The following is a 17,441-nucleotide window of genomic DNA, read 5'->3' as shown; positions in this document are numbered from 1 at the left end:
ATAAACATACATTAGTTTAAAAAACACAATACTTACAAATGCCATTAGATTTAATTTATACCAAAACAGACAAGTTTATTTTATCTAAAATTACTACTAGTTATAAAGTTTGGCAAGACAAATTATATTACTACAAAACCTCATTAAACTTTACAAATTTAGAGGAATTAGTCATTTTTTTAAAGGTTGATTATAAACTATCTGATAAAAATAAATCAGAAATATTTAACTATGTAAACAATAGTAACCAAGATTTTTTTGAGTTATATGTGCTTGATAATAACATAAGTATTAAGCAAATACACTTACAACTATTAAAATCTAAAGATACCCTTATACATTGGGAAGATTGGTTTTATATATTTAGTAAAACAAGTACAAACCATTACCATTTATGGATTTTTCTTGGCGGTATTGCAAACCAAGTTAGAGAAATAAGGTTGAATGCTGCACAAGTTAGTGAGTGGGAAGATTTAGGTATTCCATTTATAAAAACCTTAGCTACAGATCTACAGTTAAAAGAGTCTAAAGTTTATAAAGAAGCAATTACAGAAAATAGAAGAATACTATAATGTAGCCCAAAACACATATAAGAACCTTTATTTTTAAACAAGTAATATTGCCTGTTTAATGCCTATGTGTTTTTACTATTACCACGTTATTTTACTTTTTTTCATTAAAAACTAAAACAGAATATATGTCAAATACTCACGAAAATATATTATAATCTAAACAAAAAACATTGCGGTATTTAGATACGCCAAGTATAAAGTACATTTAAAAAAGATAATAACATTACCATAAAACAAAACCTTTTTAATTATGAAAAACATTGTACTAATACTAACCTTTTTGCTTGCTGTAACTACAAATGCACAAGTAAATTACTTAATGTGGGAAAACGTAGATACACAACGTTTTGGTAAAGAAACATTATTTAAAACTGATAATAAAGTTTTAAACGGAAGCTACAAAATTGCAGAAAACAGTGGTGCATATACAGAGGTGACTTTTGCAAATGGTAAAATGGTTGGAACTAAAAAAAACTATGATTTTTCTGGTAATTTGGAACAAGAAATGGTTTTTGATGAAAACGGAAAAGCCAATGGAAAAAGTACATCATACTACACAAATGGTGATGTTTTTGAAGATTTTAATTATAAGAACGGACTTAAAGATGGTGAGTGGAAAACCTATGATAAAAAAGGGAAAGTACAACGTTTAGAAAATTACAAAAAAGACTTAAAAGACGGTAAATGGGTTACCTATTTAAAAGATGGAAATATGGGTACTAAACTGGTAGAAACATCTTTTTACAATGCTGATAAGGCAACAGGTAAATGGTCTCAGAAAACAGAAGACAACCGTGTAATTTGGGAAAAAGAATATACCGCTCCTAGAAATTATATTAAAAAAGAATATTACCCAAATGGCAAACTAACCTCTGTAGAAACATATGTAAATAATAAAAAAGATGGGATTAGTAAATATTATAGCTCTGCCGGACTTTTATTAAGCGAAAGAACATATGCTGCTAGTTATCCTATTACAGAAACTAGTTTTTATGATAACGGTAATAAAAAAGAAGTAGTAAACTCAAAAGACGGTTATAAAGATGGTTTGTACCAAAAATATTATAAAACCGGAAATCTTGTTACAGAAGGTCATTTTAAAATAGGATATAAATCTGGCGAGTGGAAACACTACAACAGTGATGATATGCTAGAAACTACCTATACATATGCAGACGGAAGAAGAAACGGAATTGCTAAAACATATAATGAAGCAGCAAAAGTAGAAAGTGAAGGATTGTATAAGAATGATGAAAAAACAGGCGCTTGGAAATATTATAAATTAAATGGTAAAATTTCTAAAGAAATTGAATACAAAAATGACAAAGTAGTTTTAGAGAAGACTTATAACTAAAATTTTCTAATCAACTTAAATTTAAAAAAGAGGATAGCAAAGGTTTATCTTTGTTACTTTAAAACCAATTAATGTCATACAAACTATTATCGTCTCCTTTACAAGGCTTTACAGATTATAACTTTAGAAATGCACATCAAAAATTTTTTGGTGGTATAGATACCTATTATGCGCCTTACATTAGGTTTAATAAAAAAATGGTAATAAAGGGCTCTTACCAAAGAGATTTAAATCCGGAGGTAAATACATCTTTAGACCTTATACCACAAGTAATGACGGCAGATGCAGATCAATTTATATTTGCTATAAAATACATACAATCTTTAGGGTATAAAGAACTTAATTGGAATTTAGGTTGTCCCTACCCTATGGTAACCAATAGCGGAATGGGATCTGGACTTATTTGTAATCCAGAGAAAATAGACCATATTTTAGACCGTGCACATAGTGAAACAGATGTTACCGTTTCTATGAAAATGAGACTAGGATACGAGAATAGTAATGAAATATTAGAGTCTTTTTCTGTACTAGATAAATATCCTCTAAAAAGTATTGCTATACACGCCAGGTTAGGCAAACAATTATATAAAGGTGGTGTAGATTTACAAGGTTTTCAAAAATGTGTAGATGTTGCCAAACATACATTGTATTATAATGGTGATATTACTACTGTGGCTCAATTTAAAAAAATGAAAGAACAGTTTCCTAGCATACAACATTTTATGATTGGACGTGGATTAATTGCAGATCCGTTTTTACCAAGTATGATAAAAAACAACTCAACAGAATATCCTAAAGGTAGATGGCAAATTTTTAAAGAATTTCACGATACTATTTACCATCAGTATGATGAATTATTGTCTGGACCAACACCTATAAAAATGAAAATGTTAGGATTTTGGGAGTTCTTTTCATTAGCAACTAACAACCCAAAAAAAACATACAAAGCAATAAAAAAGGCTGGTAACCAATTTAAGTACAAACAAGCTGTAGCAGATATTATTAAAGACCAAAGATAGAATTTAAATAAATACCTAATATAATTTGAAATTTACTGCTTATAAATACAGAATTATTAAAGAAAAACTTTCTATAACAAAACAAATAGTTTATTCTAGTTATGCTCTTTTAGTTTTTGGATTCATAATACTTCTTTTAAATACTAAATTTCCATTAACCGATAATATTCTGCCAATAATTGCTCCCATATTTATAATTTCTATTCTATTTTTTGGTGTAGCACATATATATCAATTTTATGATTATGAATTAATTAACTGTACTAAGGAAGGACATATAGAGTTTAGTACTAATGAATTTATTATTGATTACAATAATAAAATTAACTATGAAGATGTTACTGACTTAAAAATTAATATAGATGCCTATTACGGACAAACTATAGACCAGTATTACAGAAATCCTATAGAAAAGAAGAGCTTAGGTGTAAAAAATACAATAGTTATTGCAACTTGGAATAAATCTTTTACATATAACTTTAAATTAGAACACTCCATACATACAATAGATCTAAAAAAAACAATTTTTAATTTAGTCTTAAGTGAAAAATTAGGTATCAAAGATGCCAAAAAACTTATTAAATTAATACCTTCAGATTTTAACAAAACCGAAGATTATAAAGCATTTGTAATTAAGCAAATAACCTCTAAAAAAATTAATTGTACAGAAGGGCTACTATTACACGGTTATAAAACAGATAAAGAAGCTAAAGAACTAAGAAACAAGTATTGTGTTTAATTAAAAAGAAAAGCTAATGTCAATGATTATCCCTTTATTACTCGTTTTATTTTTTGTGCTAATATTTTTTACTGTTAAAGCATTAAAGAAAAACAAAAAAGGCATAAGTAATTTAGAGGTTGCTATATTTGTTTTGTATTTACTTTCTTTTCTCTTATTTGGTCTTGGTATACTTACACACGTACACCAGCATACAGAAGCCATAGACCCTATAGACCCAGAATGCTATATACCGTTTGGCGGCAAACACATACTAACACTTATTGTTTATTTTATTTTCTTTAATATATCTGCTGGTTTTATTTGGATTAAAGGCCGTAAACTGCCTCCTTTATCGCTTGTATTATTCTTAGTTTTTTTAGTAATAGGATTATTTATTAATACTGCTATACTTATACAAATAACACATCATAACTTAGATAGCTTTGGCATTTATGCAGAAAACACAGGCACATTTCTTTTTATTTTTACACCTGCTTTAAGTTTAATTATTGCAATAGGACTTCTTTTTAAAATAGTTAGAGAAGAAAAAATACAAGCTAAAGACAAAGTTTATAAAAATAAATTTCTTAATTATTGCAATAGCTTTTTAGCTAGTAAATTTAGCGAGTCCGTTTGGGCTCTACTACTTTTTATTCCTGTTTTTATTTTAATTACAATAGTATTATTGTTATTTGGGCAAGATGTAAATTCTATTACTAAGGTTTTTACAGAAACTACAACTTGGGCTTTTTCACAAAAAATGCATCCTCCTATTCTAGACCATAAAGGTCATTATTTATGCACTGTAGCCGCTAAAGGAGATCCTAAAATTGTAAAACCTATTCGTTTAGGAAAAAGGCATAAAAATATTATTATTGTAAACAGGCAGTTACAGATTGCCAATGCCTTTGAAGAAATGATTACTGAAATATCTCCAGGTTTACACTCTTTTATCAGAAAAAATTATGACAAGTATGGTTATAATCTTTCTTTAAAAATTAACTCAAAAATAAGATCTAATATTACCTATATTTTAATGAAACCCTTGGAGTGGATTTTTTTAATATCATTATACCTACTATGTGTTAATCCAGAAAAAAAGATTAGCAAACAATACCATTTATAGTAACTTAACTAACCAAATGTTTATGAAAAACATAAAACTATTAATTCTCTTATTATTTACAACTGTATTTGCTAGTAAGGCACAAAGTATTGAAGAATTTATAAGCAATAAAGCTTCTGCAACTTGTAATTGTATAGAGAATATAGATTATATAGACAGCCAAGCAGATTTTGAATTAAAACTAAAGTCTTGCGCTGCGCTTAGTGCAAAAGATTCTACTAGAGTACTTAAACAAACTACTTTTAACGACTATGATAATCTTTTACAATCTAAATTATTTGAAAATTGCACTGCTATAGAAACTAAATTAACAAAGCTTAGAGAAAGTTACTTAATTACTAATATGGACTCTTTATACAACACAGAAAAACAATATAAAAACATAGAAGAAGGCTTACTTGGTAGTTATGGATTATCTTTTGGTAATAGATCTCCAGAGGGTAGCCCAACATTATTTCTTTACCATAATAATAAATATGTAATAGTTTCTTTTGGAGAAGTACAAACGGGCACTTGGCGCGTTGTAAAAGAAAAATATTTACATTTAAATCCTAATAAAACTAAATATCCTTTTAGTGTATACGGTCGTTACAACCCTAGTATTGGAGATTCTATTAAAACCTCTTTTTTGGGTGATAGATTTAGTTATAGAACATTAATTACATACAATAAAACTACTAAAAGCCCTGTAAACTTAACTCCTATTTTTAACAAAGATGCCAATTGTTTTGATTTTCCCTACATACATAAAACAGCTAGTGTGCCCCAACAAATATCGTTAGCATTTAACCAGTCTTATGAAGAATCTGAAGATCAAAAAATAACACTATACAGTTTTAAAAACACTACTAATTTTAATGACTTTATTATTTTTGAGTATACAAGAGCAGAAAATAAAATGCCTATTAGAGTTTTAATAGATGGTAACAAATTAGTATTTGGAAAAAGGCAAATAACAGAAAAATCTGCTTTACCAAAACCAGGCTCTGAAAATGACTCATTCATAAAAGAAATGTCTGTCATTAACTTTACTCCCAAAACTATGTATTACAACTTTGGGTATAAAGAGTTTAAAAGTGAAGAAATAAACTCTAAAAGTTACAAATACAATAAAAAGCTAAATAATTATAAATACAAAGGAAAAGTTCCGCGTACTTACGAAGAAAAAACAAGTGATTATCACAACTTTTTACAAGTAAATAAATATGAAATGTTACAAGATGTAACACAACAACAAAAGCAATTTAAAATAGATAAAAAGTCTATAATTTACACAGTTTGCGATTAAAAATAAGCTAACAAAAAAAGATAAAATGGGATTAAGTATTACCAGCGGCATTTTAGCTGACTTTATAAATAATGAGCCTGAGGGCTATGAGGCTTACAAAGCTGAATTTGACCAAGTAAATAAGTTACTAGAATTAAATGGCTACAAACCACATTTAGAACCTAATGAATTAGGTGTAGATCCGTTACACGTTGGTGGCTTTCCGTATTCTTTTCTTCATTATTTAAGACGGTTTTTTGCATACCATATGAATGATGAAAATTGGACTCCTATTCCTTTTGATGAAAATTTAGATCCTGCAGCAGATACCATTGTAGAAGAAGAATCTTCTATGTTTTATAGTCACCTTTTAGTACACTCAGATTGCGCAGGGTATTATATTCCTATAGATTTAGAAGACATTATTTTTGATACAGATGAATATCCTGTTACTGGTGCAATGATTGGTTCTTCTTATGGTTTATTAACAGATTTAAAAAGCGTTGCAAAAAAGTTAGGTGTAGAATTAAATGAAAATTTAGAAGTACAAAACAAAGAAACTCTCTATAAAACTATTGATAATCAAGGTGATTTTTGGATAGAAAAAATAGTATGGCTAACACTTTATGAAGCTGCTAATTATAGTATAAAAAATAAAACAGCTATTGTTTTTAATTAATATCTATAAAACTACATTTTATTATAATTTAAAAGCCTCAATTACATATAATTGAGGCTTTTTAGCAATAAAAATATAATTACAAACTATAACTTTACAATGTAAAATCTTCTTCTAAACTTGTATAAGAGCTTCCTCCCACAAAAACTTTAAACTCACCTGGCTCTACTATAAACTCTCCTTGATTGTTAAAAAAGCCTAGTTCTTTATTTGTTAGTTTTAATGTAATGGTTTTGGTTGTATTTGGCTCTAACTCTACCATTTTAAAACCTTTTAACTCTTTTACCGGTCTTGTAACACTCGCAAATAAATCTCTTATATACAATTGTACAACCTCTTTACCTTTGTACTCACCTACGTTAGAAACTGCTACAGAAACTTCTACCTCTTCATTGGTTAATTTGGTCACTTTTAAATTTTTATATGTAAATTTTGTATAGCTTAAACCGTGCCCAAATGGATATAATGGCTTGTTACTTTCATCTATGTAATGAGACCAAAAAACAATATCAGGATTGTCTGTAGATGGTCTTCCTGTATTTTTATAGTTGTAATAAATTGGTACTTGACCAACGTTTCTAGGAAAAGTCATTGGCAATTTACCGCTAGGGTTATAATCTCCATACAAAACCTGTGCTACAGCATTACCAGTTTGTGTGCCTAAATGCCAAGCTTCTACTATTGCAGGTATATGTTCATCTGCCCAAGTAATAGCTAAAGGTCTTCCGTTATTTAAAACCAAAACTATATTTTTATTAACTGCGTAAACAGCTTCTAAAAGTTCTTGTTGTACCCCTGGCAAATCTAAACTTGTTCTGCTACGAGCTTCACCACTTTGGTAACCGTGCTCACCCAAAACCATAACAACTACATCTGCATTTTTAGCTGTATTTATAGCTTTAGAAAATTCACTTTTATCTGTAGTATTTATTTTTAATTCAAAAGCAAATTCTGCTTTACCAATAGCAACATCTGCCCCTTTTGCATAGGTAAGTGTATTGTTTGGGTAATTTTTCATTCCTTCTAAAACAGACACTGCAGTACTGTCTTCTGCTGCAATTCTCCAGCTTCCTAAAGGACTAGTTTTATCTGCTGCTAAGGCACCAATTAAAGCAATTTTTTGTCCGTTTTTCTTTAAGGGCAATAAATTGTTCTCGTTTTTAAGTAATACAATAGATTTTTTAGCTACATCTAAAACTGCTTCATTAATTGCTTTGTTGCCAGTTACCTCTTTTTCTCTTTCTTCATTACAGTACTTGTAAGGGTCATCAAAAAGTCCTAGCTCGTACTTTACTTTTAAAATTCGCTTTACAGCATTATCAATAAAATCTACAGAAACTTTGTTTTCCTTTACTAGCTTACTCAATTCTTCTACGTAGGCATAAGATTCCATATCCATATCAGATCCAGCATTTGCTGCTAACTCTGCTGCTGCATTTAAGTCTTTTGCATAACCGTGAGCAATCATTTCTTTAATAGATCCCCAGTCTGAAACCACAAAACCATCAAAATTCCATTTATCTTTTAAAACCTCTCTTTGTAAAAAAGCATTTCCTGTTGCAGGTATTCCATTTAACTCATTAAAAGAATTCATAAATGTTTTTACACCAGCATCTACACTTGCCTTAAACGGAGGGAAAATTATATTATTTAAGGTAGATGTACCTACATCTACCGTATTGTAATCTCTACCAGATTCTGAAAATCCGTAACCAGCAAAATGCTTAGCACAAGCCACAATTGTAGCCTTATCTGCTAAATTACTACCTTGAAAACCCTGCACACGAGCCACAGCAATTTTAGATCCTAAGTATGTATCTTCACCTGCTCCTTCCATAACACGTCCCCAACGAGCATCTCTAGAGATATCTACCATAGGGGCAAATGTCCAATTTATACCTGCTGCAGAAGATTCTAATGCAGCTATTTCTGCAGATTTTTTAATGGCATTTAAATCCCAACTAGCTGCTTCTGCTAAAGGTATTGGGCTTAGTGTTTTATATCCGTGTATAACATCAAAACCAATAATTAAAGGAATACCCAGTCTAGTTTCCTCTACTGCTATTTTTTGTACTGCTCTAACATCTTTAACTCCTGTAACGTTTAGCATAGAACCTACATAACCTTTACGTAAATGCTCATACTTTTTAGCTGCATCACCATCTTTTGGAGTTGGGCCTGTTACGTCCCAAAAACCATTGTATTGATTCATTTGTCCAATTTTTTCTTCTAAAGTCATTATAGCAAGTATAGAATCTACTTTTTTATCTATACCTAAACTTTCTGAAGCACTTTTAGACGTTGCATTAGTACAAGATAGTATACCAATTGCAAAAACAATTGATATACTATATATAACTACTCTTTTCATATTATTTTTATTGATAAACTCTAACATAATCTATTTCCATAGAATCCTGAACAAAACTAGGGTCTACCGTTCCCCCTAAAGTACCACCCATTGCTACATTTAAAATCATAAAAAAGTCTAAATTAAAAGGCGTACTATCTGTGTTTACATACGTTAAAAAAACAGTATCATCTACTAATATTTTTATTTCGTCTGTTGTCCACTCTACACTATAATTATGAAATTCTGTTGTAGATGTTTCATTGGCTATTTCATTTGTAAACGCATTACCAGCAAAAGCATCAGGCTGGTGTAGAGCTCCAGAAGTTTTAGATTTATCTTGGCCAGTTTGTTCCATAATATCTATTTCTCCACAATTAGGCCAGCCTACTTCATCAAAATTAGCTCCTAACATCCAAATTGCAGGCCAAGTACCTTGTGCGGCAGGTAATTTAGCTCTTACTTCTACTCTACCATATGTAAACTCACTTAAGTTTTCAGACTTTAACCTAGCAGAAGTATATCCTCCATTTTCTGCAATTACGGTAATTTTTAATAACCCGTCTTCTACAATAACATTTTTAGAGTCATTAGTATAAGTTTGCAGTTCTTGGTTTCCCCAACCACCAGCACCTAAGTCATAACCCCACTTAGTAGCATCTGGTGCTCCATCATCGTTAAACTCATCAGACCAAACTAAGTTTGTAAAAACCGACTGGAAAGAGTCTTCTGCTGGACTAGTTTGAAATTTATGATACCAATACAATTCTGGGCTTAAACCATCTTGAGTTCTTACATACATTTCTGTATCTGATATCTCTAAAATTTCATAAGAAGAAGAGCTTACGTAATACCCCATAAAAGCATTGTTAGAAAAGTTCATAACCGTACCTCTTGGTCTAAAATCTGGATCTGGAACTGTTTCCCAATCTATACTTGTTGGGGCTAATGAAACAATACTTGTTCCAGAAGTATCAAACTCAAAACAAGCGTCTTCGCCAGCATTTTGCCCTACTATATCTTGGTGACTAGCATTAAAAAAAGTACCACTATTATTATTTAACTGATAGGTTAATTGTCCGTCTGCGGTTAGGGTAAATATTAGCTCATCATCACACAAACAATTGCTAATTTCAATACCACATTTCTCAAACGGTTGTGCAGCAAAAAAAGAAGGAAACCAAAAAGCATCTGGAGCAATATCTGCATTACCACCAACACCTAAATGTGCAACTTCTGATGCTGCTAAATACCAAGTTCTAGTAGAACCTCCTGTTAAAAACTGTTTTACTTCAGGGTCATCAAAAGAGCTAAAAACTTCTACATCTACAGATGTGCTAGAAGACAAGCCTCCTGTACCAATAGCATTTACAACCACTGTAAATGTATTTACACCAACAACACTAAACCTGTGTGTAATTTCTCCAGACGGAGACACTTCACTAATTCCGTCTCCAAAATCAAACTTATAACTAATAGCATTAGTTGCATTTGCTTTTAAAGTAACAAAACCGCTACCATCTCCGTTAGGGTTAGCCTCGTCTACCCCTACAACAGTAGCTTCTAATGTTACATTAGTTGGAGCAATAATACCCCCTATAGTTACATCATCTTCCTGACAAGAAAATAATAGCAATACCGACAGAAAGAATATCATATTATATTTTATTGTTTTCATTTTTTTATCTTTTTATATTCTTACTAATTTATATTGCCAAAAAACACCAGAACCAGCTTCTACGTAAACAGACATTGTATTTGCGTCTATAAAAGAAACTGTATAGGTAATTTCACTAGGCACAGCTACATTAGGTAATTCTCCTTGGTTATTAGCCTTTGCTAAACCAATATAAGCACCTGTGCCACTTATTGTTACAGTGCCCAATGCTGCATCATAATTGTACGTAGCAGTTGCAGAACCATCATGCGGAGCTACTGGAGTACCACAAGCATCAGAACCGCCTTGCCAGCCTTCAATCCAAGACTCAGACCCTAAATTATTTGCAAAAGAACCATCTGTACTAAACACATATGTATCATCATAATAACAAGCTCTTAACCCTACACAGTCTGCGTCACAATTAAACCAACTAATATCTCCAGGAGATGGTCCGACACCTAAAGAACCTGCCTCTTCTGCTAATTTCCAGGTACCTGCTATTGGAGAAACAACAGCACCGTCTCTTACTAGTTTATACTGCCAAAAAACTCCAGAACCTGCTTCTACGTATACAGAAATAGTGTTAGCATCTAAAAATGAAACATTATAGGTTATAGAACTTGGTACCGCAACGTTTGGTAATTCTCCTTGGTTATTGGCTTTTGCTAAACCAATATAGGCGCCTGTACCATTTACGGTAACTGTACCTGCTGCTTCATTATACGTATATGTTGCTGTAGAAGAACCATCATGCGGAGCTACTGGAGCACCACAAGCATCAGAACCGCCTTGCCAGCCTTCAATCCAAGACTCAGACCCTAAATTATTTGTAAAAGAACCATCAGATCCAAATACATACGTATCATCATAATAACAAGCTCTAAGAGCTACACAGTCTGCATCACAATTAAACCAACTAATATCTCCTGGAGACGGTCCAACTCCTAAAGAACCTGCCTCTTCTGCAAGTCTCCAAGTACCTACTAAGCCTGTTGGTATGTTAGATGGTGCTTTGTAGAAGTATATGTTATCTATAAACACTGTACCTTCTGCCCACGGTGTACCTACAAATTTTAACTGGAAAATTTCTGAAACGGTTAAACCTTGATCTGTATAGTCTGACAAAGGAATATCTATAGTTGTCCACTCACCTGCAGATAAACTGGATGTTACAGGAGCTTCTGTAACTACACCAGACGCATTGTTAATTAATGATATTTCTAAATTTGTTGCATCACCAGATGTCCAAACATCTAAATGTAAATATTCCATTTGTGAAACATCTATAGAAGTACCATCTGCTAAAGCAATACCTTGGTAACTTAAATTAATGTACTGTAACATTGTATCACCGTTAAGATCAAACTCTGTCCATCCGCTACCTTGACCACCTTGTCCCCAATCTGGAAAATAGTTTGTACCAGCAACATCATCATAAGCAGCACTGTAGATAGATATAACATCCTCTGGGTTTCTGCTTGGTGGTGTAGCAGCAGAACTAAGTGGTTGTACAATTGCAGTAACCACAAACTCTTCTTCATAATCTGTAGTTGCTATTGCAGCACTCATTGCAACAACTTTTATGGTGTAAGTACCTGCTTCTTGATAGGTATAAGAAATTGATTCTCCTATAGCGGCTTCTAGAGGTTCTTCTGCTTCTGTTTCACCAAAATATACTTTATATGACAATGCAAAATCTGCATTAGCAGTTACATTTACTTGTTTAGATACTGCTTCATCATTTGCTATAGTTACAACTAAATTTTCTGGTGACTTAAATGAAACTTCTATAGTTTGGGTTACAGTTGTTTTTTTACCATTTAACCCAACAGCAGTAATAGCAACTTCATAACTACCTTCTGCATATGTATGTGCCACAGTACTACCTGGTTTAATAGCTTCAGAAACTTCTGAGCCATCTCCAAAATCTACCGTATAACTTGTAGCTCCTTCTGCAATAGGCGTAATGTTTACAACACCTGTATTGTCTTGTGTTACGCTCACTTTTGCAGACACATTAGTTGGGGCTGCAATACTATTTACGTAATCTGTATTGTCATCTTCTGAACAGCTTATAAAAAATAAGCTAAAAAGAAGCAATGTATATTTAAATATCTTCATAGTTATGGTTTTTAATAATTAGGGTTTTGCTGCCAATTACCATTAGAAAACTGTATTTCTTCAATAGGAATTGGAAAGATTTCATTTTTACCTGCTGTAAAACCATCAATTTCTTGTGCTGCTTTACCGGTTCTAACCAAATCAAAAAAACGATGACCTTCTCCTACAAGCTCTACTCTTCTTTCATTTGCAATTGCATCTGTTAACGCTACACCAGTAGCTGTAACATCATTTGGTGCTCCAAAAGCTCTTTCTCTAACTCTGTTTAAATAAGTTTGTGCTTTGGTATCACTAATTTCTCCTCTATTATAGGCCTCTGCCGCCATTAATAAAACATCTGCAAAACGTATTGCTCTGTAATTATTAGGGTTTGTAAGATTTTGATCTCCTGTGTTTAAATCTCCTTTTCTGGCAATGTATTTTCTGTTGTAATACCCTGTATGTTCATTACCTGTACTAAATGTGGCGCCTGTTTGTGCAGCCCATGCATTTATATCTAAAATGGCTACTTCTTTACGTAAATCTCCGTCTTCAAAAGCATCTACAACTTCTTGTGTTGGAACATTAAAGCTAAACCCAGAGTCAAACTCTGGTCCTGAGTAATTTCTAATTCCGTTAAAACCTACAGCTACATTACCCTCACTACATTGTAAACAACCAAAGCCTGCACCTTCTGCATCAGAGTATTGAACCTCAAAAACAGATTCAACTCCGTTTTCTCCGTCATTTTCAAAAATGGTATTGTAATCTGTTACTAGATCATATGGTCCGTTTTGTATTAAATTATCTAAAACAATAGCTGCTTCAGAAAATTTTTCTTGATACAAATAAGCTTTGCCTAACAAAGCTTGTGCTGCACCTTTGGTAACCCTGCCAACTTCTGGTGCTGTATACTCTAAATTATCTATTGCAAATTTTAAGTCTTTTTCTATTAAAGCATACACCTCTGCAACAGAAGATCTTGGTAAAGTTGTTTCTTCACCTAGCTCAAAACGAGTTTCTTTAACAGGTACAGGACCAAACCATTTTACCAGCTCAAAGTAGTAATATGCCCTTAAGAAGCTAGCCTCTGCAATCATTACATTTTTGCCTTCAAACTCGGTTTTATCTTGAAATTCTAGTATAAAGTTTGTTCTACTAACGCCTGCAAACATCCAGTTCCAGATGTCTCTTAAATTACTATTTACTGGCGTATGTATCATATCATCAATTTGTTGAAAACCAACTACGTCTGTAGCGCTTTCTCCTCCTGCTAAGGTATTATCTGATGCTATTTCGCCTAAAATTACGTTTACATAGGTAGACTGTAACAAGTCATAAGCACCAATTAACGCATTGTAATAATCTTCTTCAGAATTAAAATAATTTTCTGAATCTATACTATACCTATCTACTTCTTCTAAATAAGAATCGCTACAAGCATTGTTTGTTATAACACATAGTGCAACAAACAAACTAGTGATGGTTTTATTTATATATGTTTTCATTTTTTTATGTTTTATATAGAAAGATTTATACCTAAAATAAACTGTCTTGAAACTGGGTAAAAACCGTAATCAATTCCGCTAGAAAAGACATCTAAATTTCCGTTTTGATTAACGCCTTGCGCAGCAGGATCATAACCATTGTACTTTGTAAACGTAAATGCATTGTTAACAGAACCGTATATACGTAATTTGCTAACACCTATTTTTTGTAAAAACTCATCTGGTAATGTGTAGCCTAATTGTATATTTTGTATTCTTAAAAAAGATGCATCTTCAACAAAAAAGTCTGAGAATAACCTGTTAGTAGTTGCTCCTATGGTTGCTCTTGGTACTGTATTACTAGTGCCTTCTCCTGTCCATCTATTTAAATAAAGACTAGATCTGTTAATGTTAGGTTGGTCTCTTTCATAATTACGAACCATTTCTTTACCTAACTCTGCATACATATAGGTTCCAAAATCTAAGTTTTTGTAGTTAACTCTTAAATTTAGTCCCATAATATAGTCTGCCTGTGCTTTTCCTAAATATGTTCTGTCTGCAATGGTAATTTCACCATCATTATTGGTATCTACATATTTTAAATCTCCAGGAGCTGCTGCAGATCCCAAACCTTCTTGTGATGGGGCTGCATTTACCTCTGCCTGGTTTTGAAAAACACCGTCTGTTTTAAGTCCGTAGAAATAACCAATAGGTTGGCCAACTTCCATACGCGTAATTGCTGGCTGACCTACGCTAAATGAACCACCTTCTGATACAATATTATTATTTACAGATGTTACTTCACCATCTACTTTTGTAACATTATAACTAAGATCTACAGATAGGTTATCTGAAAAACTCTCTTTGTAGTTTACAAAAAACTCAACACCTTTTGTGCGTGTAGTACCTGCGTTAACCGTTGGTAAACCAGCACCAGGAGCAGATGCACCTAGTATACCAGATACAGGAAAGTTTGCTATTAATAAATCATTACGATCTTCTACAAAGTAATCTGCAGTAAACTGTAATTTATTGTTAAACAAGTTTAAATCTAAACCAATATCTAATTTATCTGCAGTTTCCCAAGTAGCTTCTGGGTTAGGAATTCTTCCGTTTGCTGTACCAGTTACTAAACCATTGTTTAAAACGTAAGTAGCCTCACCACTAAGTAATGCTCTATAAAGATCTACTCCCACATTGTTACCCAAAGAGCCATAACTAGCTCTAAGCTTTAAAAAGTTTATAACGTCTGAATCTTCTAAGAAAGCTTCATCTGAAACTATCCAACCTGCTGTAGCAGAAGAAAAATAGTCTATTCTGTTACTTGGTGAAAAGTCTGATGTACCATCTCTACGCACCATTGCAGAAAGTAAATATTTTCCTTTATAATCATACTGTAACCTTGTAAAGAATGATGATAATCTAGAATCATAAATATAAGAACTTGTAGACTTTGCTTCGCTTAAACCATTTGCCAATGATATGTCTGCAAACTCCCAAGAGTTGTTAGGAACATCAAAACCAGTACCTTGTAAATTATCTCCCCAAGCTCTTTGTGCACTTGTACCTAAAGTAATTGTAGCGTTGTGATTTTCTGCAAAAGTCCTGTTATAAGTAATAAAAGTATCCCAAGTGTATGAGTTGTTGGTGTTTTTTGTTTGTGTAACACTACTACGGTCTGTATTAAAAACTTTACCAGAACCATAGTTTACAATTGGTGCAAATGATTTTTGCGTATCATTATATGATTTTAAACCTATACGAGATGTAATTTTTAATCCGTCTAAAGGTTCATAATCTAACTGAAAAGTACCTTCTATAGAATTACCGTTGTATTTGTTGTAGGTATTTGCTATTTGTGATAAAGGGTTTATAACCTCATTACCTAAAAAGCCTGATGCATCTTCTTGATCTAAGGTATATGTTGGCGCGTAATTAAGCGCATTAAATAAAGGAGAGCCTAATGCATTTTCTCCTATTGTTTTTCTAACATTATTAAAGTAGTTAGCAGATGTGGTAAATTTTAATTTATCTGTAACATCAAAACCCAATTTAACTTTAACGTTGGCTCTAGTAAAATTAGATTTATCACTAGCTATAATACCATCTTGCTCTAAAATAGAACCACCAAAGTAATACGTACTTTTTTCTCCACCACCTGTTAAGGATATATTATGATTGGTGATTGGTGCAGACTCAAACAACTCATCTTGCCAATCTGTACCTGTGCCTAAATTGCTAACATCTGTATATGGCAAATCTTGACCATTTGCTGCATAGCTCTCATTTAATAACAATGCATATTCTGTTGCATTTAAATACGGTAATTGTCTTGTTGTTTGCTGTATACCAGTGTAACCGTTGTAACTAATTTTTAATGCCGAGTTTTTTCTACCACTTTTAGTAGTAACAAGTACAACTCCGTTTGCACCTTCTATACCATAAATGGCAGCTTGTGCATCTTTTAATATTGAAAAAGACTCAATATCACTTGGATTAATACTGTTTAAATCTCCTTTATAACCATCTATAATTACCAAAGGCCCGTTATCTCCGTTAGAGTTTACACCTCTAATAGTAATATTAAATTGCCCACCAGGAGAACCAGATGGTGCCGTTACAGATACACCTGCAGAAGTACCTTGTAATGCTTGTGCTGCATCTACAGGTCTAAGCTCTTCAATTGTTTCTGAACTTACAATAGAAACGGCTCCAGTGATGTCTTTCTTTTTTTGACCTCCATAACCAATAACAACAACTTCATCTAACTTAGAAACGTCTTCAGTTAAAATAACGTTTAATGTTTGCTGATTTGTAATTTTAATTTCTTGAGTAACATACCCTAAGTAACTAAACTGAAGTATTGCATTTTCTGGTACATTATTAATGGTGTAATTTCCATCAAAGTCTGATACCACTCCCTTAATAGTATTTTTAATAATTATACTTACTCCAGGAATGGGAAAACCTGTTCCCTGTTCTGTAATTGTACCCGAAATATTATTTTGTTGTGCTAAGGATACGAGACAAAAACAGACTGTAAATAATAAGCTAAGTTTTGTTTTCATAAAAAAGTTTTTGTTGTACTCTCAAAATTAAAAAGTAT

The 17,441-nt window shown here is 32.2% G+C and carries 12 protein-coding genes; 7 read left to right on the top strand and 5 right to left on the bottom strand.

Annotated elements, in window-relative coordinates; all coding sequences use genetic code 11:
- Positions 1-38 precede the first annotated feature (38 nt).
- The 7 genes from JM80_RS10780 (at position 39) to JM80_RS10750 (ending at position 6,738) form a co-directional block, all read left to right on the top strand.
- Positions 39-572, top strand: a complete 534-nt coding sequence (locus tag JM80_RS10780; protein WP_038507035.1) for a hypothetical protein — start codon at positions 39-41, stop codon at positions 570-572.
- A gap of 250 nt (positions 573-822) precedes the next feature.
- Positions 823-1,926, top strand: coding sequence for a toxin-antitoxin system YwqK family antitoxin (locus tag JM80_RS10775; protein WP_144710067.1), 1,104 nt, complete (start codon positions 823-825; stop codon positions 1,924-1,926).
- 71 nt (positions 1,927-1,997) lie between these two features.
- A complete protein-coding gene (locus JM80_RS10770; protein WP_013622804.1) occupies positions 1,998-2,945 on the top strand; it encodes a tRNA-dihydrouridine synthase in 948 nt (315 codons plus the stop codon).
- Between the two features lie 25 nt (positions 2,946-2,970).
- On the top strand, positions 2,971-3,684 hold the full coding sequence (locus tag JM80_RS10765) for a hypothetical protein (RefSeq protein ID WP_144710065.1): 714 nt from the start codon (positions 2,971-2,973) through the stop codon (positions 3,682-3,684).
- Between the two features lie 16 nt (positions 3,685-3,700).
- The gene (locus JM80_RS10760) at positions 3,701-4,792 is read left to right on the top strand and encodes a DUF6688 family protein (RefSeq protein WP_144710062.1); all 1,092 of its coding nucleotides are present in this window, start codon (positions 3,701-3,703) and stop codon (positions 4,790-4,792) included.
- A gap of 22 nt (positions 4,793-4,814) precedes the next feature.
- On the top strand, positions 4,815-6,080 hold the full coding sequence (locus JM80_RS10755) for a hypothetical protein (RefSeq protein WP_144710060.1): 1,266 nt from the start codon (positions 4,815-4,817) through the stop codon (positions 6,078-6,080).
- 25 nt (positions 6,081-6,105) lie between these two features.
- Positions 6,106-6,738, top strand: a complete 633-nt coding sequence (locus JM80_RS10750; RefSeq protein WP_144710058.1) for a hypothetical protein — start codon at positions 6,106-6,108, stop codon at positions 6,736-6,738.
- A 94-nt stretch (positions 6,739-6,832) separates the two neighbouring features.
- Here JM80_RS10750 and bglX read toward each other — a convergent pair whose 3' ends face one another.
- The 5 genes from bglX to JM80_RS10725 are packed head-to-tail and all read right to left on the bottom strand — an operon-like array spanning position 6,833 to position 17,403.
- Positions 6,833-9,109, bottom strand: a complete 2,277-nt coding sequence (gene bglX, locus JM80_RS10745; protein WP_144710056.1) for a beta-glucosidase BglX — start codon at positions 9,107-9,109, stop codon at positions 6,833-6,835.
- 7 nt (positions 9,110-9,116) lie between these two features.
- Entirely contained in the window at positions 9,117-10,766 is a 1,650-nt protein-coding gene (locus tag JM80_RS10740) for a family 16 glycosylhydrolase (RefSeq protein ID WP_144710054.1), read from the bottom strand.
- A 12-nt stretch (positions 10,767-10,778) separates the two neighbouring features.
- Positions 10,779-12,869, bottom strand: a complete 2,091-nt coding sequence (locus JM80_RS10735; protein ID WP_144710052.1) for a PKD domain-containing protein — start codon at positions 12,867-12,869, stop codon at positions 10,779-10,781.
- 11 nt (positions 12,870-12,880) lie between these two features.
- Positions 12,881-14,356 carry a RagB/SusD family nutrient uptake outer membrane protein gene (locus tag JM80_RS10730; protein WP_089118123.1) on the bottom strand — a complete coding sequence of 492 codons (1,476 nt, stop codon included), beginning with the start codon at positions 14,354-14,356 and terminating at the stop codon, positions 12,881-12,883.
- A gap of 11 nt (positions 14,357-14,367) precedes the next feature.
- Positions 14,368-17,403 (bottom strand): TonB-dependent receptor, encoded by a 3,036-nt coding sequence (locus JM80_RS10725; RefSeq protein WP_013622813.1) that lies wholly within the window; start codon positions 17,401-17,403, stop codon positions 14,368-14,370.
- Between the last annotated feature and the right edge of the window lie 38 nt (positions 17,404-17,441).

It is taken from the genome of Cellulophaga sp. RHA_52, assembly GCF_007827205.1.
Lineage (GTDB): Bacteria > Bacteroidota > Bacteroidia > Flavobacteriales > Flavobacteriaceae > Cellulophaga > Cellulophaga lytica.
The sequence above is the reverse complement of the archived record's forward strand: the minus strand, read 5'-3'. Positions and strand labels throughout refer to the sequence as shown.